The organism is Cryobacterium sp. TMN-39-2, assembly GCF_004402745.1.
Classification (GTDB): domain Bacteria; phylum Actinomycetota; class Actinomycetes; order Actinomycetales; family Microbacteriaceae; genus Cryobacterium; species Cryobacterium zongtaii.
This window is the reverse complement of sequence record NZ_SOFX01000011.1, coordinates 216924-239513: the sequence shown is the minus strand read 5'-3', so window position 1 is coordinate 239513 and position 22590 is coordinate 216924. Positions and strand designations below refer to the sequence as shown.

Here is a 22590-nt window from a genome sequence, read left to right as displayed (position 1 = left end):
CCCCTCACGTCGGGATCAGCGTAGCGCCCCCGCCCCCGTGCCCAGCGATACACCGGAGCAAACATCGATTATCGTCAGAGAATGACCGCAACGCTGCCTCAGGTGTCCCTGCGTCCTTTCCTCGACACCGATTCCGCGCAGGTGCTCGCGCTCAACAGCGCCGCCGTGCCCGCCGTCAACGACCTCGACGCCGACGCCCTGGCGGCGCTGATCATTGCGAGCCACAGCGCGATCGTCGTCGTGGCGGAGGCCGAGCCGGACACTGTGCTCGGCTTCGCGATCCTGTTCGCGGCCGGCGCCGACTATGCCAGTGAGAATTACCGATATTTCTCCGGCCGCGCCCGCACCTTCCTCTACGTGGACCGCATCGTCGTGGCGGCCGGCCATCGCGGCAGGGGCCTCGGCGCCAGGCTCTACGCGGCGGTCTTCGACACCGCGCGTGCCCTGCCCACCGATGTGGTGTTCTGCGAGGTAAACCTACGGCCGGCCAATCCCGAGTCGCTGGCCTTTCACGGCCGGCTGGGCTTCACCGAGATCGGGCAGCAGGCCACCAAAAACGACACCGTAGTCGTGTCGCTGCTGAGCGCAGCCGTTCCGAAGGTTCGTTCGGCGTCTGGGCGGTAGCGGGTCCGGCTACGCTGAACCACATGAAGCACGCCAGCGCCGGCACCGGCATCGACCTCACCCCGGCCATCGACGGCTGGGTGGGCGCGCAGCGCTGGTTTGCCGGCAAGGCGCACAGCCCGGTGCTGCGCAGCATCGGCCAGTGGGCGCTGCCGACCGACGAGGCGGGGGTGCGCATCGCCTGCCACCTGGTGCTCGACACGGCCAGCAGGTTCTCCACGCTTTACCAGCTGCCGCTGACCGAGCGCACGGCGCCGTTGCCTGAGTCGTCGGCTCTCATCGCCCAGACGGTGGGTCGCGACGGGCTCCCCCGCTACGTGTACGACGCCCCGCACGATCCCGTCTACGCCGCGGCGCTGCTCAGGTTCATCACCTCGGCCGCGTCGCTATCGTCCGACGAGCCGGGCGGTGTCACCGCGCGGGGTGAGCTGTTGCGGGCGGGAATGGGGCCCGATGACTCGACCCCGTACAGCGTCACGGCCAGCCGGGTCATCAGCGGCGAACAGTCGAACACCTCGATCATCCTCGATGTCGCCGACGAGGCCGGCCGGCCCGGCCGCCCGGTGATCTGCAAGGTGTTCAGGGTGGTCGCAGCCGGGTCGAACCCGGATGTCTCGGTGCAGTCGGCCCTGGCCGGCGCCGGATCCAGGTTTGTTCCCGAGCCGATCGGAGCCGTGTCGGGCGAGTGGACGAACCCGCTCTCTGCCGCCCGGCACAGCGGTCACCTCGTGTTCGCTCAGGAGTTCCTGCCCGGGGTCGACGACGCCTGGCGGGTCGCCCTGGCTGCTGCCGCGGCCGGTGACGACTTCAGCATCCCCGCCCACGCCCTCGGAGTCGCGACCGCCGCGGTACACCGGGACCTCGACAGGGTGTTCCCCACCGTGGCGTCCACCCCGGATGTGATCAACCAGTTGTGCCTGACCATGCGGGAACGGTACCGTCTGGCCGCCCGCGAGGTACCGGAGCTGGCCGCGCACCGCGAGGCCATCGAGGCCGTCTTCGCCAGGGCCAAGGCGGCGCCGTGGCCGCGGCTGCAGCGCATCCACGGCGACTACCACCTCGGCCAGGTGCTTGATGTGCCCGGGCGCGGTTGGGTGCTGATCGACTTCGAGGGCGAACCTCTGCGCCCGCTCGCCGAACGCTCGCTGCCGGACATCCCGCTGCGCGACGTGGCCGGCATGCTCCGCTCGTTCGACTACGTGGGCGCGACCATCGCCATGCGGGACCCCGCTGCAGCGCCCGCCGCGATCGAGTGGGCGATGACCGCCAGGGCGGCCTTCCTGCTGGGCTACCACGCCGGGGACGGCGACTCCCAGGCCGGGACCGCCCATGCCGGGCAGGAGGCCCTGTTGGCCGCGTTCGAACTCGACAAGGCCGTCTACGAGAGCATCTACGAGATCCGCAACCGGCCCACCTGGTTGCCGATTCCGCTGCGTGCGGTGCGGCGCCTCGCCCAGGATGCCCATGCCGCCGCCCACAGCCCGGGCTGACCCCCGCGAGTTTCCCCGCTAGGACCGCTGTTTCAGCTCGGGGAACTGGTCGTCGCGCCACTCATCGGCCAGGCGCACGTTCGCTGCCGCAGCCTCGGTCTCCCGCGCCCGCAGCTCCACCCGGCGGATCTTGCCCGAGTTGGTCTTGGGCAGCTCGAAGAACTCCACCCGGCGCACCCGCATGTACGGCGGCAGGCCGTTGCGGGCGTGCCGCAGCACCGCCAGGGCCGTCTCCGCATCCGGCGCCCAGCCCGCCGCAAGGGCCACATAGGCCTTGGCGATGTTCAGCCGGGTGTCGTCGGGGGCGGGCACAACGGCGGCCTCCATCACGGCAGGGTGCTCGATCAGCACGCTCTCCACCTCGAACGGCGAGACCTTGTAGTCGGAGGACTTGAAGATGTCGTCGGTGCGACCGATGAAGGTGAGGTAGCCGTTTTCGTCGCGGATGGCGACGTCGCCGGTGTGGAAGTACCCGTCGCGCAGCACCTCGGCGCTCCGCCGGGTGTCGCCGTGGTAGCCGGACATCAGGTTCGCCGCGGGCGTGCTGAGGTCCAGGCAGATCTCGCCCTCCTCGGTGAGGGCCCCGGTGACCGGGTCGACGAGCACCACGGCAACACCGGGCAGCGGCAGCCCCATCGAACCGGCCTTGAGGACCGAGCCGGGCACGTTGCCCACGATCGCGGTGGTCTCGGTCTGGCCGTAGCCGTCGCGGATGGTCAGACCCCAGGCGCGCTGAATCTGGTTGATGACCTCGGGGTTGAGCGGTTCACCCGCCGAGAGGATCTCGCGCAGACTCGCCGGCTTGGCGCCGACATCCGCCTGGATCAGCATGCGCCACACCGTCGGCGGCGCGCAGAAGGTGCTGACGGCGGCGCGGTGCAGCTGGTGGGCCAGCGCGGCGGGGTTGAATCGCGAGTAGTTGTAGATGAACACCGTGGCCTCGGCGATCCACGGCGAGAAGAAGCAGCTCCAGGCGTGCTTGCCCCAGCCCGGTGAGCTGATTGCCAGGTGTACGTCATCGGGGCGGAGGCCCAGCCAGTACATCGTGGTGAGGTGCCCGACCGGGTACGAGGTCTGGCTGTGCACCACCATCTTGGGCTTGCTCGTGGTGCCGGAGGTGAAGTAGATCAGCGACGGGTCGGTGGAGGATACCGCGACGTCGACCTTGTCGGCTTCGGCGCGGTGCGACTCGGCGTAGTCGGTCCAGCCCGCTGCCGGCTCGCCGACGCAGATACGCGAGTACTCCCCGGGCACGTCGGCGAACTTGGCGGTGTCCGGGGTGTTGGCGATCACGTGCTGCACGCCGGCGCGCAGCACCCTGTCGGCCAGGTCGTGGCTGCCGAGCACCGTGGAGGTGGGCAGGATGACCGCGCCGACCTTCAGGATGGCGAGCATGGTCTCCCACAGCTCCACCTGGTTGCCGAGCATGAGCATGACGTGGTCGCCCCGGGTGACGCCGTGCTGCACGAGCCAGGTGGCGACCTGGTCGGAGCGGGTGACCATCGCGTCGAAGCTGACCTTCAGTTCGCGGCCGTCTTCCTCGACGATCCACAGGGCGGTCTTGTGGTTGCCGGTGGCGATCACGTCGAACCAGTCGGTGGCCCAGTTGAAGCTGTCGCCCACGTCCGGCCAGACGAAGGCGGCGGCGGCGCCCTGGTGGTCGGCCCGCAGCTCGAGGAGCTGGTCGCGGGCGCGGCGGAAGTTGGTCGTACTCGGGCGCTCAGTCATGGTTCCATCTTCCTCACCCTGGATGCCTCCACGGGCATGGACACCCATCTGGCTGGGAATATGTGCACGAAGGGGTGTTCGGCCAGGCCGAAGCGGGCCAGACTGCGGGCATGGCAGTCGCAACAGCCGTCTCCCCCATGCTCGCCAGGGCCGTCGCCACGGTTCCCGAACCGGACAGTGTGCCCGGCGGGTTGAGCTACGAGCCCAAGTGGGACGGCTTCCGCAGCATTGTCACCTTCGACGGCACCAGCAGCACGATCGCCAGCCGCGGATCCAAGATGCTCACCCGGTACTTCCCCGAACTCACCTACGCGTTCGAAGACCTGCTGCCGGAGCCCTGCGTCCTCGACGGCGAGATCGTGCTGCGCACCGGGGACCCGGGCAGCGAACACCTCTCCTGGGAGCAGCTGTCGCAGCGCATCCACCCGGCGGCCAGCCGGGTGCGCCGGCTCGCCGACGAGACCCCGGCCACCTTCGTCGCCTTCGACCTGCTCTCTCGCAATGGTCACAGCCTGCTCGACACCCCGTTCGTCGACCGCCGGGCGGCCCTCGAAGACCTGATCGGCGACCTCGGCGACCCCATCCACCTCACCCGAACCACGCGGGATGTCGCCCTGGCCCGAAGGTGGCTGATCGAGTTCGAGGGCGCGGGCCTTGACGGCATCGTCGCCAAGCCGCTCGCGGCCGTGTACGCGCCGGGCAAGCGGTCGATGTTCAAGGTGAAACACCACCGCTCGGCCGATGTCGTGCTGTTGGGCTACCGCACGCACGTGAGCGGCAGCGGTGTGGGATCGCTGCTACTCGGCCTCTACGGCGACGACGGTGAACTGCACAGCGTCGGCGGCGCATCCGCGTTCAGCGATGCCTGGCGGCTGCGGCTGATCGACGAGTTGGAACCGCTGGTGCTCCGCGACGAGGAGGGCGCCGTGGTCACCGGGGAGACCGAGCGCAACCGGTTCTCGGCGAACAAGGACACCTCCTTCGTGCGGTTGCAGCCCAGCCGCGTGCTCGAGGTGCGGTACGACCACATGGAGGGCGAGAGGTTTCGGCACACCGTGCAGTTCGAGCGGTGGCGCCCGGACCGGGACGCCCGGTCCTGCACCTTCGACCAGCTGGAACGGCCGATCGACTATGACCTCGGCGAGGTGCTGGACTGACCGGCCGGATGACCGGGTGTGACGTCTGGCGCACCCCCAACCAAAGGAGAGCCCCGTGAGCACGGTGGTCATGTACAGCTCGGTGTCGGTGGACGGCTTCATCGCGGACGAGAACGACCAGCCCGGACCGCTGTTCGACTGGCTGTCCGGCGGTGACGTCCCGGTGGACGAGAGCGGCGCGGTGACGGTGTCGCAGACGTCCTACGACTACATCCGGCCCTACTGGGACCAGATCGGTGTGACGATCGTCGGCCGTCACGTCTTCGACATCACGGACGGCTGGGACGGGATGCCTCCGGGCGGGGTCGACCACGTGGTCGTGGTGACGCACCGGCCGAAGCCAGAGGGCTGGGCTGCCGAGGCGCCGTTTCACTTCGTCGACGGGGTCGAGGCAGCCGTGGCCACGGCGCGGGAGCTCGCGGGTGACCGCATCGTCGAGGTCGCCGCCGGCGATGTCGGTGGCCAGGTGCTCGCCGCGGGCCTGGTCGACGAGGTGCGCATGGACGTCGTCCCCGTCGTGTTCGGGTCCGGCAAGCGCTACTTCGGGTCGGTGCACGCACAGCACCTGTTGGAGGATCCGGACGTGGTGATTCAGGGCACCCGGGTGCTCCACCTGCGCTTTCGGATGCGCCGCTGACCGATCACCGGCACCGCGGGGTCACGATCGTTCGGTGGCTAGTCCTTGCGGCCGGCGATGAAGTAGGCGATCGGGCCGGCGTAGTTGATCGAGATCACGGCGGCCCAGACACCCTTGGGTCCGTTGACCTTCTTTGCCGGCCGGTGCGCCAGGTCGCTCCAGGCGAGTCCGGCCAGAACCAGCTGCACGAGACCGCCGGCGATGACGCCGGATTTCTGGCCTCCGGTCATCTCGCTCCACTTCCGTGATGCCATGGTTTTCTCCCATCGTTGCCGCGCAGGCACCGGAACTGGCGGAGCGCGTTAGTCGCATCATGCCACCGGCGCACCGCTCGCGCGACGCGCCGGGACATTGAGCTGTCAGTGCCGCTTATGCTGGTGTTCCCCTCTCGCGCGCGTAGACGCGGGCGCCCGCGCAAGAAAGCCACCATGATCGCCGATATCGACACCCTTCCCCCGCTCGTGTTCGGTGAACCGAGCGAGTTCCGCGAACTGATGGTGGCCCTGGTCATGACCGGGGCGAAGACCGGCTCCTCCAACCTGCGGGTCGCCTACGAGATGACCGATGAGGCGCTGCCCACCGTGGGCTCGCTCTACGCCCTGGTCGACTCCGCCAACACCCGCGTCGCCGTGCTCGAGATCCTCGAGGTGGTGGAGACCACGGTTCGTGAGGTCACCCTCGAGCAGGCGCAGCACGAAGCGCCGACGCTCGAGCACTGGCGCACCGTGCACCGCGACTACTGGGAGACCCTGGTTCCCGCCGTCCGCAAGCACCTCGGCGAGCCCGACTGGCAGTTGACGGATGATGAACCCGTGATCAGCAAGGTGTTCAGGGTCGTTTAGCTCGTCGGGGCTGGAAATGCGCGCGGTCCTGGGGCATCATCAGCCGGCGCGACGGGAGGCGGCGATTATACCGGCCACCACGAGCAGGAGCCCAATGCCCACGACAGCCGTGAGAAGCCAGGTGACCAGGTCGAACCCACCCGGCACCAACTCACGGGCCGCCATGAACGCCGCGAGCGCGAGCATCAGGGCGCCCCAGAGGATGGTCGCGAAGAGCGGTCGTTGTCTGGGCAGCCGGTCAGGCGTCGGGGAGGAAGTCTCTGACGCCGGTGAGGTCTTCAGCGGCGTGGTTTCGGTGGGGCTGTTCGGGTCGGTCATGGTGTTCTCCTACGAGCTCAGTGCCGGCTACCGCAGTGCCGGTTGGTTGATGGTGACCTGGCCGAAGAGCGTCCAGACCCGGACTGTCGTGACGCCGGTGCCGCGGCCCTCGGCCACGACGCGGGAGTCGTGGAACAGCACGCCGCCCCTGTCGAGATCGTCCATTCCCGTGTAATCCACCCCGCCGGCGAGGCTGCTGGCCTCGACGGCCACGGTGCGGTTGTCGGGCAGCAGCAGCTCAACGTCGCCGAACGCGATCCAGACATCGACGGTGTGGTCGGCGCCGGCCGGCGCGGTGTCGACATCCGTCAGATCGATCACGGGTGCGCCGGCGAACATCGCGAAGCCGTTGGGGCTGCTGGTGCTGTACTGCCAGGTGGGATCGCCGACGGGGACCACATCGGTTCCCACCGGGATGACGGCGGTCCAGGCCATGGCGCCGGCCAGGACGATGCTGAAGAAGTTCAGCCAGCCGCCCTCCTTGCCCCGCACTCCGGCGACGACGATGCCCAGGGCGATCACGGCGAGCGCGGCGGAGGCACCCACCAGGAAGGCGCTGTTCGACCAGGCCCCGTCGGCAACGAAGGATGCCGCAACGGCTCCCGCGCTGAGGGCGAGACCGGCGACGACGGAGATGAAGCCGGCGCCGAGGTGCTTGCGGCGCTGGATCGCCCGGTAGCTGTGCGGGTCGAAGGTGGACGCCGGAGCAGACTGGCCGGGGTCCGTCCCGTACGGGGCGGCGGACCCATAGGGCGCAGAGCCGTACGGCGCTGATCCGTACGGCGCTGAACCGGCCGCGCTGGTTTTGCCCGTCAGGTCGTCCCAGAGTGACGGGCCGGCGGCGGGCGGCTCCGGCACCGGCGGAATCGGCGGGATGAAGGTCGCGGTGGGGGTCGGCTGGGACGCACCAGCTGACTCGGACTGAGCGGTCGGCTGAGCCGCGCTCGGCTGAGCCGCGCCAGGCTGCGCTGTGCCCGGCTGCGGCGCGGTGCTGGGCTGGTACACCCCGGCGCCCTTGCCGCCAGCCGGCTGGTTACGCGGCGACGGCACTCGCTTGGCGATGTAGATCACCAGCACGATGATGCCCGCGGTGAGTCCGATGGCCCAGCTGGTGCGCAGCAGCACCTCCAGCCAGCCGGGCATCCCCCAGACCTCTGGCGGTCCCTGCCACCAGATTCCCTGCATCCACGGGACGAAGGTGAGAAACAGCAGCACACCGACGGCGATCATGGCAGGTTCGAAGATCTGCCGGGCGGCTTGCTCCACCAGGCTGCGACCGGACTCATCGGGCATCAACGCCCAGCCCACCGCGTACAGGAAGAAGATCGGGCCACCGAGGATGGCGACCACGACGGCGATGCCGCGCACGATCAACGGGTCGAGACCGGTGCGTGCCGCGACGGCCCCGCAGACGCCGGCCAGCCAACGATCCTGTCCACGCACGAAGCCGAGGCCACGCACCCAGTCGAAGAACGCGGCGCCGCCAGGGGCCTGGGGCGGCCGGGTGGCGCTTGGAGCGCCGTACGGGGTCGGCGGCGGGTTGTAGGACGGTGTCTCGGTCATGACTCCATCTTGCTGCCGTGCGGCGCGGCCGACCATGGGGGAAGACCCTGATTGCACCCTGACGAAGCGGTTCGGGGTGCGAGCGAGCAGCCCATGGGTGCTTGGATGGTGCTGTGACCGACCTGCGTCCCACCGACACCCGTTTCACCGGGCACCTCGTGCGGCCACGCCTGCGCATCGTGGCCGGCGTGTGCGCGGGGTTCGCCCGGCACTCCGGCCTGCCCGTCACCTTTGTACGCACCGTGACCTTCGTACTGGCCCTCTGCGGCGGCGCCGGGGTGCTGCTCTACGGCTGGCTGTGGGCCACGACCCCCGACGAATCGGCGGATGGCGCGGCCGGCAGCGCCCCGCGCCGGGACCTCCTGCCCAAGGCCGCGCTCACCGGCTCCACCGTGACCCTGCCCGATGCGCGCACCCCGCCGGGCGCCCCGTCCGCCGGTGCGACGTCGGGTCCGGCCGTCGGAACGGCGGGGCCGGAGGCGGATGCCGGCTCCGCGGAGCCCCGTCGCGCGCCGGTCACCGAGATCCTGCTGGGGCTCGCGCTGGTCGGTACGGCCGGCGCGTTGATCGCCAACCGGCTCGGCGCCGACCTGCCGCTGGACGCCATCATCCCCGCGATCGTGGCACTGGCGGGCACCGGGCTGGCCTGGCGCCAGTTCGCCGAGCTGCGCAGCGGCGCCGGTCCCCGCAGCTCCGGCATGCTGGTGCGAGCCCTCGGGGCGCTGGTCCTGGTGGCGCTGGGCATCCTGCTGTTCTTCGTCACCAGCGAGAACCCCAACGTCTGGACCGTCGTCGTGGCGGCCATGTCGGTGCTCGTCGGGGTCGCCGTGGTCGTGGCCCCCTGGGCGGTGCGGCTCACCCGCGACCTCTCCGACGAGCGGGCGGCACGCGAGAGGGAGGCCGGCCGGGCCGAGATGGCCGCGCACCTGCACGATTCGGTGCTGCAGACCCTTGCTCTCATCCAGCAGAAGGCGGGCCCGCACTCGGATGCCGCCAGGCTCGCCCGCGCCCAGGAACGCGATCTGCGGGACTGGCCGTTCACCGGGGCCGCGAACGGTCCGGTCGACCTGGCCGCGGAGCTGCGCGGTATCGCGACCACCGTCGAACGCGACTATGCGGTACACGTGGACGTCGTCGCGGTCGGCTCCGTCGACCGGGAGGTGCCCGAGGCCCTGCTCGCGGCCGCACGCGAAGCAATCCTCAACGCCGCAAGGCACGCCGGCGGCAGTGTGTCGGTGTACGTGGAGTCGTCGCCGACCGCCATCGAGGTCAGTGTCACCGACCGCGGGCCGGGCTTCACGATCGGTGACATCCCAGCCGACCGCATGGGCGTGCGCGAGTCGATCCTGGCCCGCATGCAGCGGGCCGGCGGCACCGCCTCGGTAAGCCCCGGCCCGGGTGGCACCGGCACCGAGATCCGGCTCTCCCTCCCCCTCGACATCCAGGAAGACACCCCATGAATGACCTCACCGTCGTGATCGTTGACGACCACTCGATCTTCCGGTCCGGGCTGCGCTCGGAGCTGGACCCGGCGCTGCGGGTGCTCGGCGAGGCGGCGACGGTCGACGAGGCCATCGCGGTGGTCGTCGCCACCCAGCCGCGGGTGGTGCTGCTCGACGTGCACCTGCCCGGTGGCACCGGCGGTGGCGGCGCCGAAGTGATCCGGGCCGCCGCGCCGCTGGCTCCGTCGACGCTGTTCCTGGCCCTGAGCGTGTCGGATGCGGCCGACGACGTCGTCACGGTCATCCGTGCCGGTGCCCGCGGATACATCACCAAGAGCGCGTCAGGGGCCGAGGTGTCGGAAGCCGCCCGCCGGGTGGCCGGCGGGGACGCCGTCTTCTCGCCGCGCCTGGCCGGTTTTGTGCTGGATGCCTTCGGCGCGGTCGCCGGCGAGACCGCGGCGACCACCGACGAGCTCGACAGGCTTTCGGCCAGAGAGCAAGAGGTGATGCGGCTGATCGCCCGCGGTTACGCCTACAAGGAGGTCGCCAGTGCGCTCTTCATCTCCCCCAAGACCGTGGAGACCCACGTGTCAGCGGTGCTCCGCAAGCTGCAGCTCTCCAGCCGGCACGAGCTCACGGCGTGGGCCACGGCGCGCAAACTGCTCTAGAGGGTTAGGCCGTGCCGAACCGCTCCACGAAGGCCTTCATGATGGTGGCCGGCTCGGTCACCGTCGAGGCATCGATGGCGGCGATGACCTCGTCATAGGCATCCGGCTCGAAGTAGCCGTTGTCGTGGTAGACCCGCAGCCTGGTGAGGATGCCGGCCTGGGTGAGTTCTGGGTGGAACTGGGTGGCGTAGACGTTCCGGCCGATCCTGAACGCCTGAACCGGGCAGTCCTTCCCCGTGGCCAGCAGCGTTGCACCGGTCGGCAGCACCGTGCAGGCCTCCTTGTGGCCGACGAAGGCTTCGAAGGTCGGGGTGATCCGGCCGAAGAGCTGGTCGGCGCTGCCCTCGGGCGTGAGGCTCACCACGATGGGTCCGGCCACCTCCGACCAGGTGTCGTCGACGACGCCGTCGAGGTAGCTGGTGAGCAGGCCGATGCCGTAGCAGGCGCCGAGGAATGGGAAGTCCTGGGCCACCACGTCGTCGAGTAGGCCGGCGAGTTCGCCTTCGACGCGGTGCTGCACCGCCGACTTGGTCTCGTCGGCGTCGCTCGCGTTGAACGGGCTGCCGCCCACGATCACGCCGGAGTAGTCGGCGAGGGTGATCGGCGGCATCGGGGCGGCCTCGAGGCGTACCCTGTGCAGCTGCTCGGGCAGCAGGCCGCCGGCGGCCAGGAAGCCGGCGTACTCGTCGTCGGCGGCTTCATCCTCGGAACGGGTCGCCAGCAGCAGAAAGGGCTTCACCGCCCCATGCTACCGAGTCTGGCGGCCAGGGCACCGGATGTGACTCCCGTCTTCTGGCATCGCCCTGTAGATTTGAGTCGATGAACACTCGAGCCCAGACCAGCCCGATCGCCACCCCGTACGAAGACCTGTTGCGTTTGGTTCTGGAAACCGGCGCCACCAAGGCCGACCGCACCGGCACCGGCACGCTGAGTGTGTTCGGCGCCCAGCTGCGCTTCGACCTCAGCCAGGGCTTCCCGCTGATCACCACCAAGCGGGTGCACTTCCCGTCGCTGGCCTACGAGCTGCTCTGGTTCCTGCGCGGTGAGAGCAATGTGGGCTGGCTCAAGGAGCACGGCGTGCGCATCTGGAACGAGTGGGCCGACGAGCAGGGTGAACTCGGCCCGGTCTACGGCGTGCAGTGGCGCTCCTGGCCCACCCCGGCCGGCGGCCACATCGATCAGATCGCCCAGGTCATCGAGACCCTCAAGACCGACCCGGACTCCCGTCGGATCATCGTCTCGGCCTGGAACGTCGCCGACATCCCCGAGATGGCCCTGGCACCGTGCCACGCCCTGTTCCAGTTTTATGTGGCCGACGGCAAGCTCTCCTGCCAGCTCTACCAGCGCAGCGCCGACCTGTTCCTCGGCGTGCCGTTCAACATCGCCAGCTACGCGCTGCTCACCCACCTCGTCGCCGCGCAGACCGGCCTCGAGGTCGGCGACTTCATCTGGACCGGCGGCGACTGCCATATCTACTCCAACCACCTCGAACAGGTCACCGAGCAGCTGCGCCGCGCCCCGTTCCCGGCGCCCCAGCTGAAGATCACCACCGAGCGCGACAGCATCTTGGACTACGAGTTCGAGGACCTCGAGGTCGTCGACTACGTGCACCACCCCGCGATCAAGGCTCCAGTTGCCGTCTGAGGACGCCCGGATCGGGTTGATCTGGGCGCAGGCGGTCAACGGGGTCATCGGCGACGCCGGCAGCATCCCCTGGCGACTGCCCGAGGACCTCATCCGGTTCAAGGAGCTCACCCTCGGCGGCGCCGTGATCATGGGCCGCCGCACCTGGGACTCGCTGCCGGAACGGTTCCGCCCGCTGGCCGGGCGCGACAATATCGTCGTCACCCGCCAGGAGGACTGGGTCGCCGAAGGCGCCACCGTGCTGCACTCCCTGACGGCCGCGCTGGACTGGGCCGCCCAGGAGTCCGCTGCCGCCCCCCAGCGCGTCTGGATCATCGGTGGCGGCGAGATCTATCGCCAGGCCATGCCGCTGGCCGATCATCTCGAGGTCACCGAGGTCGACGCCGAACCCGTCGGAGACACCCTGGCTCCGGTGATCGACGCCGCGTTCACGCAGACCGCCGTCACCGAGTGGCAGACCTCCCGCACAGACCTCCGCTACCGCTTCGTGAGCTACCATCGCGAACCCGCCTAGCCACCGCCAGGGCGCCGCAACACACGCCCGGTGAACGTGCGCCTAGCGGTCGGCCGGCGCCAGCTGACGCGCCCGACGCTGCAGGGCCGGCTGAATCCGGAACTGTCCGGTGAGCGCGAGCACCGCGACGACAACGGCCATCACGATCCAGGCCACCCAGCCCAGAGGGCCGAGCACCACAGGGTCGGCGGAGGTGCCGTCAACGGCCACCAGGAACAGGAAGCCCGCGGCGGCATTGAATGCGCCGTGTGCGAAGACCGCCGGCCACACCGAGCCGGTGCGGAGCCGCAGCCAGCCGATCAGGACGCCATAGAACATGCAGCCCCCGATCATGAGGGCGACGCCGAGCAGGTTGGGCTGGGCGAAGTTGTAGCCGAGCAGGATCACCGGGCTGTGCCAGAACCCCCAGACTGCCCCGCTGATCAGCAAGGCCGGCCAGGTGCCCAGCGGGCGCAGGGACGGCAGCAGCCAGCCGCGCCAGCCGATCTCTTCGCCCAGCGCGAAGAGACCGTTGAAGATCGCGGCCACCGGGAGCGTCAGCAATTGCAGGAGCACGATGACCCCAACCGGAACCGAGGACGGTGCGGCCGTCCCGGCGGGATCGGCGTCCTGCAGCACCTGCGCGAAGCCGGAGAAGGTCACAAGATCAAGCTGCACGAGCCCGAGCGCCGCGGCGAGGAATACGCCCGTGATCACCAGCAGGGCACTGCCGAGAAGGCCGAACACGGTCATCCAGAGAGTGCGTTTGAGCGGGCGCAACGGCCACAGGCCGAGGTACTCCGGGATGGATCGGGGGCGGGGGCGCTGCACCACGAGCACCACGAAGAGCGCGGCGATGCCGGGGGTGAACATCATGACCGGCAGCAGGAGTGCGGCGAGCGGGTTGGCCAGTCCGCTGCCGTCCAGCCAGAGCGGGAGGGCCACCAGCCAGGCGAGGCCGCACGCCAGAATCACGAACACCGCCACCGCGGTCCACGGCACCCGATCCGGAAACGGCACCGCCGCCGCGGTGGTCGAGGGTTGTGGATCGCTGAGGGTTGGTGTGCTCATGGCTGCAACGCTAGTCAGCAACCGACCGGCCGACATCCGTCGCTCGGCGGAGATGCCGGGAGCCGCGCTACGGGTCGTGGCGGGCCCGGCTGGGTTGTACCCGCGGGGGTTCGCCGGGCATCTTGGGATAGTCCGGCGGGAAGGGCAGCTCGCCCAGCCCGGCGGCCAGGTCGCGTTCCCACCACTCAAGCAATACGTCGATACGGCCCGGCTTCTCGTGCATCTGCGCCCAGGGATCGCCGGTGCTCTGCAGGCGCTTCGGCACGGTCAGGATGGTGTGCACCTTGGGGTCGGTGCTCCCCAGTTCGTCCCAGGTGATCGGGCACGACACCGGCGCATGGGCGAGCGCCCGCGGGCTGTAGGCACCGGCCATGGTGCGGTCCCGGTTCGCCTGGTTGAAGTCCACGAAGATGCGGGCCCCGCGCTCTTCCTTCCACCAGTTCGTGGTGACAGTCGTCGGCATCCGCCGTTCGACCTCGCGGGCGGCCGCGATCACCGCGTGCCGCACCACCTGGAACTCGCGGGTCGGCTCGATGGGCGCGAAGACGTGCAGGCCGCGGTTGCCGGAGGTCTTGACGAACGCGGTGAGGCCCGCCTCGGCGAGCACGGCACGCAGCTCGATGGCCACCGGGATGGCGTCGTCGAAGTCGGTGCCTGGCTGCGGGTCGAGGTCGATGCGCAGCTGGTCGGGGTTGTCGGTGTCCTCTGCCCGCGATGGCCAGGGGTGAAAGACCACGGTGTTCATCTGCACCGCCCAGACGGCACCGGCCGGTTCGTCGATCACGAGCTGCGGATGGGTGCGCCCGCTCGGATAGACCACCGGCACCGCCCGCACGAACTCGGGGGCGCCCTTGGGCGGGTTCTTCGAGAAGAACTGTTCGCCGTCGATGCCGCCCGGAAACCGTTGCAGCGACACCGGGCGGTCGCCGTTCGCGGCGACGAAGGACTCCCCCACCGCCACGAGGTACTCGGCCAGGTCGAGTTTGGTGATGCCGACCTCCGGCCAGAGCACCCGGCTCGGGCTGGAGACGCGCACGACTCTTTCGCCGTGTGGCCCTTGGACAACAAGCTCCGTCGCTTCACTCGCCATGCGCCCAACCTAACCCGGATCTCCCCCGCGAACCGTGAGTCAAGCCTCAGAAATTCGCGATTTCTGGGGCTTGTCTCCCAGCTCGCGGATGTCTTCGCGCAGCGCCGAATCCGACCTGATGCCCGGCGTCGACCTCGGCGGCGTCACAATGTTGCTCGGCGAACCCTCGGAGCCGACCACGACACTGTTCATCTGAGCGAGGTCAGACGCCGTAGTCCTCGGCCGGCGAGGAGATGCTGGTGATCGTGCGCTCGGGATTGTCGGTCGACACCCACACCGAGATCGACGAGTTGTCTCGTGGATTCGCGTCGCTTCTGGGGATAGCGACCCCGCCGACGAACACGGTGAAGCTGGCCTCGTCGGTCAAGGTGTGCGGATACTGGTCGGCGAGGGTAAGCGCCGAATCGCCGATCTGGATACCGTCTATCGTCGCCAGTGACACGCCGTTCAGTTCCGGCGCCTCGAGAACGACGTAGTAGTTCGAGTCCAGCGGCGCGGCGGCCGGCCAGTCCTCGTCCACTATCCGCAGCCCCGGCCACTCGTAGCGGGTCTGGGGGCCGGGCTCGACAGTCGGATACTCCCGGCCCACGACCGGGTCGGCGCCGAAGGCCGCGGTCAGGGCGGCGACGACGTCCTCGATCGGATCGTAGTAGCTGAAGGACACCACGCTGTCGTCGCTCGAGGTCACCTGCATGGCCTCGGGCGTCAGCACGATTCCGGTGACAGCGGCAGCCGCCGCGGGTGCGGGTGTTTCCGTCGGCACCGGCGTTGCGGTCGGGCTGGCGACGGATGTCTGTGACGGCTCTGGCGAGGCCGCGGTGCCTGCCGATCCCTCCCCGGCGCAGCCCGTGAGTGCCACCGCCAAGGCCCCGATCAGCAAGAATGACCGTGCACGAACCATTGATCTCCCCCGAGATGTTCTCATGTGCTCATGCTAGTGACGGCACCCCCAGAACAACCAGAACCGACCACCCCAGTCCCGGGGTGGTCGGATCGGTCGGGCCTATCGCGCAGCCTCTTGCGCAGCCCCCGCGATGTTGACCATCCAGGCCACTCCGAACCTGTCGACGCACATGCCGAAACTGTCGCCCCACGGCGCGACCTCCAGCGGCATCGTCACCGTTCCGCCGTCGACAAGCCGGTCCCAGTAGCCGCGCAAGACTGCGGCGTCGTCACTGTCGCCGCTCAGCGAGACCGAATAGTTGTTGCCGGGCGTGTACTCCATGGCGTTCGGGGTGTCTGCCGCCATCAACGACAGGCCGTTCGGGGTGGTGAGCGCCGCGTGCATGGTCTTGTCCTGCTCGCTCGGGTCCTCGCTGGCCTGGTATTCCGCGAACGTGCTGCGCGTCAATTCGCCGCCGAAGATCGAGTGGTAGAACTCCATCGCCTCCTTGGCGTTGTCACGAAATCCGAGATAGGGGTTGAGCTTCGTGCTCATGATGTCTCCTCGCTGCCCGGACCTCGCTGCCCGTGCCATCGGTGGTGGAAGGTGCGTCTGCGTACGCTGCCGATTATCAACCGGACGGCGCAGATGCGCGAGGTGTGCGCCGGCTCAGGCCGTTCGGGTCAGCACGGCTGCGCCACCGGCAGCAGCTCGGCGGGCACGGGCCGCGAGATCAGGTAGCCCTGTGCGGTGTCGCAGCCCATGGCCCGAAGCAGGTGCAACTGGCCGGGACGTTCCACCCCCTCAGCGGTCACCCGCAGGCCCAGCGCGTGGGCCGTGTCGATGACCCCACCCACCAGAAGCGCGTCCTGGGGCGAGTCCTCGATCGTGTCGATGAAGGTCTTGTCGATCTTCACGGTTGTCAGTGGGAGGTCACGCAACATCGCCAGCGACGAGTACCCGGTTCCGTAGTCGTCGAGCGCGATGCTCAGGCCCGCGTCCCGCAACGCCTGCAGCTGGCCGATCGCCCGCGGCAGGTCGGTGATCGCGGACCCCTCGGTGATCTCAATCTGCAGCAGCTCCGCGGGCACCCCATGGGCGGCGAGTGCCGCGAGCACCTGCGGAACCAGGGTGCGGGCGGCCAGCTGCAGCGGCGACACATTGATCGCGATGCTGCGTGGCTCACCCGCATCCAGCCACTGGCGCGCCTGGGCGCACGCCTGGTCGATCACCCACTCACCGATGCGGTGGATGTCGCCGGACAGCTCCGTGATCGGGATGAACTCGGCCGGCGACACCTCACCCAGCACCCTGTCGTTCCAGCGCAGCAGAGCCTCGACGGCGGAGCAGTCTCCCGTGACCAGGTCCAGTTGCGGTTGATAGTTCAGTGCGAAGGTGCGGGATTCGAACGCCGCCGTGAGCCGACGGCGGATGAGCGCGTTCCGGGTGATCGGCGCGGCGCCCTGTCCGTCGAGCCTTGCCACTTGGCGTTTGCCGGACTGTTTGGCCTTGATCATTGCTCCGTCGGCGTGTCTGAGCAGCGCGTCGAGCTGGTTCAGCTCCAGTTCGTCGACCACGTCGACGGCCATCGAGACACCTACCGACGCGGATACGTGCAGCAGGTGGCCGTCGCTCGGGAACGGTGCGGTGGCACTGATCAGCACTCGGTCCGCGACGTCGAGGGCCTGGGCCTCCGTCACGTTCACCAGAAGCGCCGCGAATTCGTCCCCACCCAACCGGGCCAGAACATCCGTGGGACGCACCAGCCTGCGCAGCCGGTCGGCGAATTCGACGAGGACCTCGTCGCCGGCCCGATGTCCGAAGGTGTCGTTCACGGCCTTGAACCCGTCAAGGTCGATGAACAACACGGCCACGCCGGCCAGGTCATCCGCGGTGAACGTCGAGCCCCGCTCCTCAAGCTGGCGCCGGTTGGCCAGTCCGGTGAGGGAATCGTGCAGTGCGGCGTAGCGGAAGTCGGACGACAGCCGCTCGAACAGCTGGGACACCGCGACAACACCGGGCCCGGCATCGGTGAGTACCAGCACGTCCCGATATCGGGACTCCTCCGGCAGGGCGAGGATGCGCTGGGCGGCGTGGCCGAGTTCGAGGTTTCCCGGCAGCGAGAAGGAATTCTCCGACACCATCTGCGCCGCGGTTGACCTCACGTGCAACCCCCGTCCGTAGCCGAGTCGCCCGGTGAGCGTGTACTCCACGTGCTCGCGCGACAACAGCGCGTATCGTTCACCGTCGTGCACGACCAGGGAGCGGAGCTGGCGCTCGGCCCGGAAAGTCCGGTCGATGTCGGCCAGCGGGGTGTCTCCCGGTACCAGTCGGGCGGGTGTGGCCAGTTCGCCGACGCTGACGGGCCGGTCAGCATGCAGTTCCCGGGCTACAGGCGGAAATTCTAAGCTCATACAAAATCAATACCGGAGCGACTGGGTGTCACAAAACCCGCTCGCCGCCGTTTGCCGCGCGTTAAGGTTCCGCGCACCCCCAAAACGGCCACATCGAGGTGCAGGTCACCGGGCCGCTGAGCGATGACCAGGGAGGGACACCGACATCCACAGCTACCGAAGGTCGGTTAAGCTGACGCTGAGCAGGCAGCGCCTGTGCGTGTCGATATCGAAGGACCCCAATGGACCACGTCGCCAGTATCGTCGCCGATATTCACCTGACCAAGCCCGAGGCGCTGGCCGTAATCGCCGCGACGCTGGATGCCCCGGTGCAGGGGGCGCGGACGGCCTCCGCTTTCGTGGGGCTACCGCAGGGCGGCTGGGTGGAAGTGGATATCCCGAAATTCGGTGAGGCCCCGCCCCTCACCCTCGATGTGCACGATCCCCGCGGCCAGGCTGAGGCCCGCGCCTCCGCCCAGTCGCTGCTGGACCTGCTCGCCCACGTCGCCGGCTGGCCGGTGCACCACCTGCACGAATGAGGGCAACTCTATGCGTACGCACGGGTTCTTTCCCGTAGCGTGGAGCCATGAGCAACGAGACCCTCACTCCCAGCACGCTGCGTCCCAGTTACGTGGAGCCCGGCAAGGACTTCGATCGCGACACCAATTACATCGAAGACCGCATCACCCTCGACGGCCGCGACGGCTGGCCGGTGGAACCCGGCCGCTACCGCCTGGTGGCCGCCCGCGCCTGCCCGTGGGCGAACCGCACCGCCATCGTGCGCCGGTTGCTCGGCTTGGAGCTGGTCATCTCCCTTGGCATGCCCGGCCCCACCCACGACAAAAACAGCTGGACCTTCGACCTCGACCCGAACGGAGTAGACCCGGTGCTGGGCATCGAGCGCATCCAGCAGGCCTACTTCGCGCGCTTTCCCGACTACCCCCGCGGCATCACGGTGCCGGCGATCGTGGATGTACCCTCCGGTAAGGTCGTGACCAACAACTATCCCCAGATCACCCTGGACTTCGAGACCGAGTGGGCGGACTACCACCGGCCCGGCGCGCCCGACCTCTATCCGGTGGCCCTCCGCGCCGAGATCGACGAGGTCGCCAACCTGATCTTCCACGACGTCAACAACGGCGTCTACAAGTGTGGCTTCGCCGGCAGCCAGAAGTCCTACGAGCGGGCCTACGGCACCCTCTTCTCGAGGCTCGACTGGCTCGAAGAACGCCTGACGAACCAGCGCTACCTCGTGGGAGATACCATCACCGAGGCCGACATCCGCCTGTTCACCACGCTCGCCCGGTTCGACGCGGTCTATCACGGTCACTTCAAGTGCAACCGCAACAAGCTCAGCGAGATGCCGGTGCTCTGGGCCTACGCCCGCGACCTGTTCCAGACCCCGGGCTTCGGCGACACTATCGACTTCGAGCAGATCAAGAAGCACTACTACGTGACGCACAGCGACATCAACCCCACCGGCATCGTGCCCGCTGGGCCGGATGCGTCGGGGTGGCTGACCGCGCACGGCCGCGAGGCCCTGGGCGGCCGCCCGTTCGGCGACGGCACCCCGCCGGAGGCGCCGCTCGAAAGCGAGCGGGTGCCGGCGCTCTAGGCTGCACTGAGGTGCGGAGATCCCCCCTTACCTGGCAACAGGAAGGGGGGATTTCTGCAATTCAGTCGCGCCTAGCGGGCGAGCCAGCCACCGTCGACCGGCAGGGTGATTCCGTTGATGTAGTCGGATGCGTTGCTGGAGAGGAAGACGGCGGCACCGACGAGGTCGGAGGCCTCGCCCCAGCGTCCGGCGGGGATGCGATCGAGAATCGCCTTGGACCTGTCGGCGTCCGCCCGCAGATCCTTCGTGTTGGCGGTGGCGATGTAACCGGGTGCAATGGCGTTCACGTTGACGCCGGACGCGGCCCATTCGTTCGCCAGTGCCTTGGCCAGGCCCACGATAGCCGACTTGGATGCCGTGTAGCCGGGCACGTTCACGCCGCCCTGGAAGCTCAATAGGGAGGCGGTGAAGATGATCTTGCCGTGGCCGCGAGCCACCATGTTGGCGCCGACGGCGCGACTCAGCACGAACTGCGACGACAGGTTCACGGCGATCACTTCGTCCCAGAACTCGTCAGAGTGCACGGCGGCCGGGGCCCGGCGGATGGTGCCGGCGTTGTTGACGAGGATGTCGGCGTTCAGGGCGGCCAGCTCGGTGCCGAGGGCGGTGATCACTGCACGGTCGGCGTAGTCGGCGTCGTAGGGGGTGAAGGTGCGGCCCAGTGCCTCAACCCGCTGGGAGACCTCGCTGCCGGTCATCGGCATGTTGACGCTCACGCCGACGATGTCGGCTCCGGCGGCCGCGAGTCCCTCGGCCATGGCGAGCCCGATGCCGCTGCTGGCGCCCGTGACGATGGCCACCTTGCCGGTGAGGTCGAAGGGGTTCGCGGTCATGTTGGTGCTCCTCTGTGAGTGTGCCGGGTCGCGCTGGATGTTCTGCTGGACGGAACATCGTTCCGCCTAGTGACTACTCTACGGGGTGATCACGCTGGCGGGCGACCCGACCTGCAGATTGGACGGGCCCCGCACGGCCGCGAGTACCCTCGTATGGTGCACATCTCTCCCGCGACCGCCCTCACAGCGCTCACCGCCGGCGAGTGGCGCGAACTGGAACGGCGGCACCAGGATCGGGCCGACGCCGCCACGCTGGGACGCCGGCAACGCGCCGGCACCGCACACACGCATCCGGTGGACGACTTTCTGTTCACCTACTACCCGTTCCGTCCAGGGTTGCTGCGGCGGTGGCATCCCGGTGCGAACGTGGTCCTGCAGGGCGCGGCGACCGAGGAGCGGGCCGGGTGGAAATGGTACCGCTCCGAGCGGGACGACCTGGTCGTCGACCACGCCGCCTTCATCGAGAAGAACGCGCGGAGCATCCGCTTCATCGTGACACTGCTGGGCCGCACCGCACAGCGAGCCGGCAATTTCGGCTGCTTCGGCCTGCACGAATGGGCCATGGTGTACAAACAGGGCGAGCACCGCCATGAATCTCCGCTGCGGCTCAGCCAGGGCGACACCGACACCGTGGTGGAATCCCACCGGATCGCCTGTACGCATTTCGACGCGTTCCGATTCTTCACCCCCGCCGCCGTGGACCTCAACTCGGAGCAGGCCCGCCCCGTACTGCCGACCCGGGAGAACCAGCCGCGTCTGGAGCAGCCCGGCTGTCTGCACGCGGGCATGGACGTCTACAAGTGGGCCATCAAGCTCGGCCCCCTGATTCCCGGGGACCTGCTGCTGGACTGCTTCGACCTCGCCCGCGACATCAGGGAACTCGACATGCAGGCATCCCCCTACGACCTCTCCGAGTGGGGCTACTCCCCTGTCGCCATCGAGACCCCGGCCGGCAAGGCCGAGTACGTGCGGCGGCAACGCGGGTTCACCGAACGGAGCAACGGCCTGCGCGCCCGGGTGATCGCCGCGGTCGGCGCGCTGTCGGAGCCCGTGCCCCCGGCGCGTTAGCCCAGGTCACGTCGGCGGATGCGCTCCAGCTCGACACCGATACCGATGTCGGCCACGACGACCCGGCCGACATAGTCGGCGGCCGGGCGCGTGATGAGCCCGGTCTTGCAACCGCCGAAGGTCACCGTCAGGTCGGCCGGCAGCACCGTGGGGTCGGGCACGCTGCCATCGTCCACACCAATGCCGCTGGGCAGGTCCACGGCCACGACCAGGGGCGGATGCTCACCGGCGAGGGCCGGCAGAATAGCCGCCACAGTGCCGCGCGCCACTCCACGCAAGGCGGGATTGCCGGTGGTCCCGGTGCCCAGGATGCCGTCGAGGATCAGGTCGGCCGAACGAGCGAGGCCTGTGACGACCTCGGGTGGTTCGCCCACCGGGCGCAGGTCAGCTCCGTGCGCGAGGGCCGCCTCGAGCGCTTCCCGGTGTGGGCGGTCGCTGGTAGGCAGGATACAGAGGGTGGCGCCCCAGCCGGCCAGCAGCTCCGCGGCGTACAAGGCGTCTGCCCCGTTGTTGCCCGACCCGGCCAGAACCAGCACGCGCGCACCCTCAACCGCTCCGCCATCCGATCCGCCGCGCCGCGCCGCGAGAAGGGCCGCTGCCTCGGTTGCGAGTGCCCGGGCCGCCCGGGCCATGAGGGGCACTCCCTGCTCGAGGAAGGGTGCTTCGGCCTCGCGCACCTGGGCTGCGGTGTAGGTCGGCACGGGTGAGGGATGCACGCCGCCACCCTACGCCGCCTGGGCGGCCCGACCCCGCGACGCTCAGCATCCGGTCAGAGAATTGGATACCCCATGGGGTATTGTTGAGTCCTCCAGGCCGCCCGGCCTGGCCAACCAGAAGGAGTCCTCCGTGTGCCGAGCCGTGACCTGTAGAACCTGCGGAAAGACCACCTGGGCGGGCTGTGGTCAACACGTCGACCAGGTCATGCGGGGCGTCCCCCGAATCGATCGCTGCGCCGGACACCAGAAGGAGCCCTCCGGGGGAGGCTTCTTCACCAGGCTGTTCTCCCGCGGCTGAACGGCGAAAAGCGCTCA

The 22590-nt window shown here is 69.0% G+C and carries 24 protein-coding genes; 12 read left to right on the top strand and 12 right to left on the bottom strand.

The features are described 5' to 3' along the window. Positions 1 to 81: 81 nt before the first annotated feature. Both E3O57_RS03215 and E3O57_RS03210 read left to right on the top strand, forming a co-directional pair. A complete protein-coding gene (locus tag E3O57_RS03215) occupies positions 82 to 624 on the top strand; it encodes a GNAT family N-acetyltransferase (protein WP_103479084.1) in 543 nt (180 codons plus the stop codon). Between the two features lie 23 nt (positions 625 to 647). Beyond that, positions 648 to 2114, top strand: a complete 1467-nt coding sequence (locus tag E3O57_RS03210; RefSeq protein WP_103479083.1) for a phosphotransferase — start codon at positions 648 to 650, stop codon at positions 2112 to 2114. Between the two features lie 18 nt (positions 2115 to 2132). Here E3O57_RS03210 and E3O57_RS03205 read toward each other — a convergent pair whose 3' ends face one another. Then, complete coding sequence (locus tag E3O57_RS03205) at positions 2133 to 3842, bottom strand: AMP-binding protein (protein WP_103479082.1); 1710 nt, start codon at positions 3840 to 3842, stop codon at positions 2133 to 2135. Positions 3843 to 3952: 110 nt separating this feature from the next. Here E3O57_RS03205 and E3O57_RS03200 point away from each other — a divergent pair, with 110 nt between their 5' ends. Together E3O57_RS03200 and E3O57_RS03195 are read left to right on the top strand one after the other, a co-directional pair. Continuing rightward, a complete protein-coding gene (locus tag E3O57_RS03200) occupies positions 3953 to 4999 on the top strand; it encodes an ATP-dependent DNA ligase (RefSeq protein WP_103479196.1) in 1047 nt (348 codons plus the stop codon). A gap of 55 nt (positions 5000 to 5054) precedes the next feature. After that, positions 5055 to 5636: a dihydrofolate reductase family protein gene (locus E3O57_RS03195; protein WP_103460995.1), complete on the top strand. Its 582-nt coding sequence runs from the start codon at positions 5055 to 5057 to the stop codon at positions 5634 to 5636. 38 nt (positions 5637 to 5674) lie between these two features. Here the strand turns inward: E3O57_RS03195 and E3O57_RS03190 are convergent, their stop codons facing one another. After that, positions 5675 to 5890 carry a PLDc N-terminal domain-containing protein gene (locus E3O57_RS03190; protein ID WP_088455915.1) on the bottom strand — a complete coding sequence of 72 codons (216 nt, stop codon included), beginning with the start codon at positions 5888 to 5890 and terminating at the stop codon, positions 5675 to 5677. Positions 5891 to 6064: 174 nt separating this feature from the next. Here E3O57_RS03190 and E3O57_RS03185 point away from each other — a divergent pair, with 174 nt between their 5' ends. Next, a complete protein-coding gene (locus tag E3O57_RS03185) occupies positions 6065 to 6478 on the top strand; it encodes an ASCH domain-containing protein (RefSeq protein WP_165787912.1) in 414 nt (137 codons plus the stop codon). 39 nt (positions 6479 to 6517) lie between these two features. Here E3O57_RS03185 and E3O57_RS03180 read toward each other — a convergent pair whose 3' ends face one another. Together E3O57_RS03180 and E3O57_RS03175 are read right to left on the bottom strand one after the other, a co-directional pair. Next, positions 6518 to 6796, bottom strand: a complete 279-nt coding sequence (locus E3O57_RS03180; RefSeq protein ID WP_103460997.1) for a hypothetical protein — start codon at positions 6794 to 6796, stop codon at positions 6518 to 6520. Positions 6797 to 6823: 27 nt separating this feature from the next. Next, positions 6824 to 8359 (bottom strand): PspC domain-containing protein, encoded by a 1536-nt coding sequence (locus tag E3O57_RS03175; RefSeq protein WP_165787911.1) that lies wholly within the window; start codon positions 8357 to 8359, stop codon positions 6824 to 6826. 113 nt (positions 8360 to 8472) lie between these two features. Between E3O57_RS03175 and E3O57_RS03170 the strand changes: the two genes are divergently transcribed. Together E3O57_RS03170 and E3O57_RS03165 are read left to right on the top strand one after the other, a co-directional pair. Next, positions 8473 to 9819 (top strand): ATP-binding protein, encoded by a 1347-nt coding sequence (locus E3O57_RS03170; RefSeq protein ID WP_241990284.1) that lies wholly within the window; start codon positions 8473 to 8475, stop codon positions 9817 to 9819. Next, on the top strand, positions 9816 to 10469 hold the full coding sequence (locus E3O57_RS03165) for a response regulator transcription factor (protein WP_103460999.1): 654 nt from the start codon (positions 9816 to 9818) through the stop codon (positions 10467 to 10469). The genes E3O57_RS03170 and E3O57_RS03165 overlap by 4 nt, the downstream gene beginning before the upstream one ends. Before the next feature lie 4 nt (positions 10470 to 10473). Here E3O57_RS03165 and E3O57_RS03160 read toward each other — a convergent pair whose 3' ends face one another. Then, entirely contained in the window at positions 10474 to 11208 is a 735-nt protein-coding gene (locus E3O57_RS03160) for a glutamine amidotransferase (protein ID WP_103479080.1), read from the bottom strand. A gap of 80 nt (positions 11209 to 11288) precedes the next feature. Here E3O57_RS03160 and E3O57_RS03155 point away from each other — a divergent pair, with 80 nt between their 5' ends. Further along, positions 11289 to 12113, top strand: coding sequence for a thymidylate synthase (locus E3O57_RS03155; RefSeq protein WP_103479079.1), 825 nt, complete (start codon positions 11289 to 11291; stop codon positions 12111 to 12113). Then, complete coding sequence (locus tag E3O57_RS03150) at positions 12103 to 12627, top strand: dihydrofolate reductase (RefSeq protein WP_240632434.1); 525 nt, start codon at positions 12103 to 12105, stop codon at positions 12625 to 12627. Before E3O57_RS03155 ends, E3O57_RS03150 begins: the two co-directional genes overlap by 11 nt. A 42-nt stretch (positions 12628 to 12669) precedes the next feature. Here E3O57_RS03150 and E3O57_RS03145 read toward each other — a convergent pair whose 3' ends face one another. The 5 genes from E3O57_RS03145 to E3O57_RS03125 form a co-directional block, all read right to left on the bottom strand. Beyond that, on the bottom strand, positions 12670 to 13677 hold the full coding sequence (locus E3O57_RS03145; protein WP_103479078.1) for a CPBP family intramembrane glutamic endopeptidase: 1008 nt from the start codon (positions 13675 to 13677) through the stop codon (positions 12670 to 12672). 67 nt (positions 13678 to 13744) lie between these two features. Continuing rightward, entirely contained in the window at positions 13745 to 14767 is a 1023-nt protein-coding gene (gene ligD, locus E3O57_RS03140; protein ID WP_103479077.1) for a non-homologous end-joining DNA ligase, read from the bottom strand. 202 nt (positions 14768 to 14969) lie between these two features. Next, on the bottom strand, positions 14970 to 15530 hold the full coding sequence (locus tag E3O57_RS03135; RefSeq protein ID WP_133159750.1) for a hypothetical protein: 561 nt from the start codon (positions 15528 to 15530) through the stop codon (positions 14970 to 14972). A gap of 240 nt (positions 15531 to 15770) precedes the next feature. Then, positions 15771 to 16205 carry a VOC family protein gene (locus E3O57_RS03130; protein ID WP_103479074.1) on the bottom strand — a complete coding sequence of 145 codons (435 nt, stop codon included), beginning with the start codon at positions 16203 to 16205 and terminating at the stop codon, positions 15771 to 15773. A 128-nt stretch (positions 16206 to 16333) separates the two neighbouring features. Further along, complete coding sequence (locus tag E3O57_RS03125; protein WP_103461005.1) at positions 16334 to 18064, bottom strand: bifunctional diguanylate cyclase/phosphodiesterase; 1731 nt, start codon at positions 18062 to 18064, stop codon at positions 16334 to 16336. Positions 18065 to 18285: 221 nt separating this feature from the next. On the opposite strand from E3O57_RS03125, the gene E3O57_RS03120 reads away from it, so the two are divergent. Both E3O57_RS03120 and E3O57_RS03115 read left to right on the top strand, forming a co-directional pair. Further along, positions 18286 to 18582: a hypothetical protein gene (locus E3O57_RS03120; protein ID WP_088455902.1), complete on the top strand. Its 297-nt coding sequence runs from the start codon at positions 18286 to 18288 to the stop codon at positions 18580 to 18582. Positions 18583 to 18629: 47 nt separating this feature from the next. Beyond that, positions 18630 to 19658, top strand: coding sequence for a glutathione S-transferase family protein (locus tag E3O57_RS03115; protein ID WP_103479073.1), 1029 nt, complete (start codon positions 18630 to 18632; stop codon positions 19656 to 19658). Between the two features lie 71 nt (positions 19659 to 19729). Here the strand turns inward: E3O57_RS03115 and E3O57_RS03110 are convergent, their stop codons facing one another. Next, entirely contained in the window at positions 19730 to 20491 is a 762-nt protein-coding gene (locus E3O57_RS03110) for an SDR family oxidoreductase (protein ID WP_103461007.1), read from the bottom strand. Between the two features lie 153 nt (positions 20492 to 20644). On the opposite strand from E3O57_RS03110, the gene E3O57_RS03105 reads away from it, so the two are divergent. Beyond that, complete coding sequence (locus E3O57_RS03105) at positions 20645 to 21559, top strand: 3-methyladenine DNA glycosylase (RefSeq protein WP_103479072.1); 915 nt, start codon at positions 20645 to 20647, stop codon at positions 21557 to 21559. Here the strand turns inward: E3O57_RS03105 and E3O57_RS03100 are convergent. Then, positions 21556 to 22275, bottom strand: a complete 720-nt coding sequence (locus E3O57_RS03100; RefSeq protein WP_241990283.1) for an NAD(P)H-hydrate epimerase — start codon at positions 22273 to 22275, stop codon at positions 21556 to 21558. The genes E3O57_RS03105 and E3O57_RS03100 overlap by 4 nt on opposite strands. Positions 22276 to 22590: the final 315 nt, after the last annotated feature.

Coding starts and splice junctions, on each gene's coding strand:
- E3O57_RS03155 (WP_103479079.1), top strand. CDS start 11,289: ATGAACACTCGAGCCCAGACCAGCCCGATCGCCACCCCGTACGAAGAC.
- E3O57_RS03130 (WP_103479074.1), bottom strand. CDS start 16,205: ATGAGCACGAAGCTCAACCCCTATCTCGGATTTCGTGACAACGCCAAG.
- E3O57_RS03165 (WP_103460999.1), top strand. CDS start 9,816: ATGAATGACCTCACCGTCGTGATCGTTGACGACCACTCGATCTTCCGG.
- E3O57_RS03205 (WP_103479082.1), bottom strand. CDS start 3,842: ATGACTGAGCGCCCGAGTACGACCAACTTCCGCCGCGCCCGCGACCAG.
- E3O57_RS03175 (WP_165787911.1), bottom strand. CDS start 8,359: ATGACCGAGACACCGTCCTACAACCCGCCGCCGACCCCGTACGGCGCT.
- ligD (WP_103479077.1), bottom strand. CDS start 14,767: ATGGCGAGTGAAGCGACGGAGCTTGTTGTCCAAGGGCCACACGGCGAA.
- E3O57_RS03115 (WP_103479073.1), top strand. CDS start 18,630: ATGAGCAACGAGACCCTCACTCCCAGCACGCTGCGTCCCAGTTACGTG.
- E3O57_RS03120 (WP_088455902.1), top strand. CDS start 18,286: ATGGACCACGTCGCCAGTATCGTCGCCGATATTCACCTGACCAAGCCC.
- E3O57_RS03210 (WP_103479083.1), top strand. CDS start 648: ATGAAGCACGCCAGCGCCGGCACCGGCATCGACCTCACCCCGGCCATC.
- E3O57_RS03110 (WP_103461007.1), bottom strand. CDS start 20,491: ATGACCGCGAACCCCTTCGACCTCACCGGCAAGGTGGCCATCGTCACG.
- E3O57_RS03200 (WP_103479196.1), top strand. CDS start 3,953: ATGGCAGTCGCAACAGCCGTCTCCCCCATGCTCGCCAGGGCCGTCGCC.
- E3O57_RS03105 (WP_103479072.1), top strand. CDS start 20,645: ATGGTGCACATCTCTCCCGCGACCGCCCTCACAGCGCTCACCGCCGGC.
- E3O57_RS03215 (WP_103479084.1), top strand. CDS start 82: ATGACCGCAACGCTGCCTCAGGTGTCCCTGCGTCCTTTCCTCGACACC.
- E3O57_RS03145 (WP_103479078.1), bottom strand. CDS start 13,677: ATGAGCACACCAACCCTCAGCGATCCACAACCCTCGACCACCGCGGCG.
- E3O57_RS03180 (WP_103460997.1), bottom strand. CDS start 6,796: ATGACCGACCCGAACAGCCCCACCGAAACCACGCCGCTGAAGACCTCA.
- E3O57_RS03190 (WP_088455915.1), bottom strand. CDS start 5,890: ATGGCATCACGGAAGTGGAGCGAGATGACCGGAGGCCAGAAATCCGGC.
- E3O57_RS03125 (WP_103461005.1), bottom strand. CDS start 18,064: ATGAGCTTAGAATTTCCGCCTGTAGCCCGGGAACTGCATGCTGACCGG.
- E3O57_RS03185 (WP_165787912.1), top strand. CDS start 6,065: ATGATCGCCGATATCGACACCCTTCCCCCGCTCGTGTTCGGTGAACCG.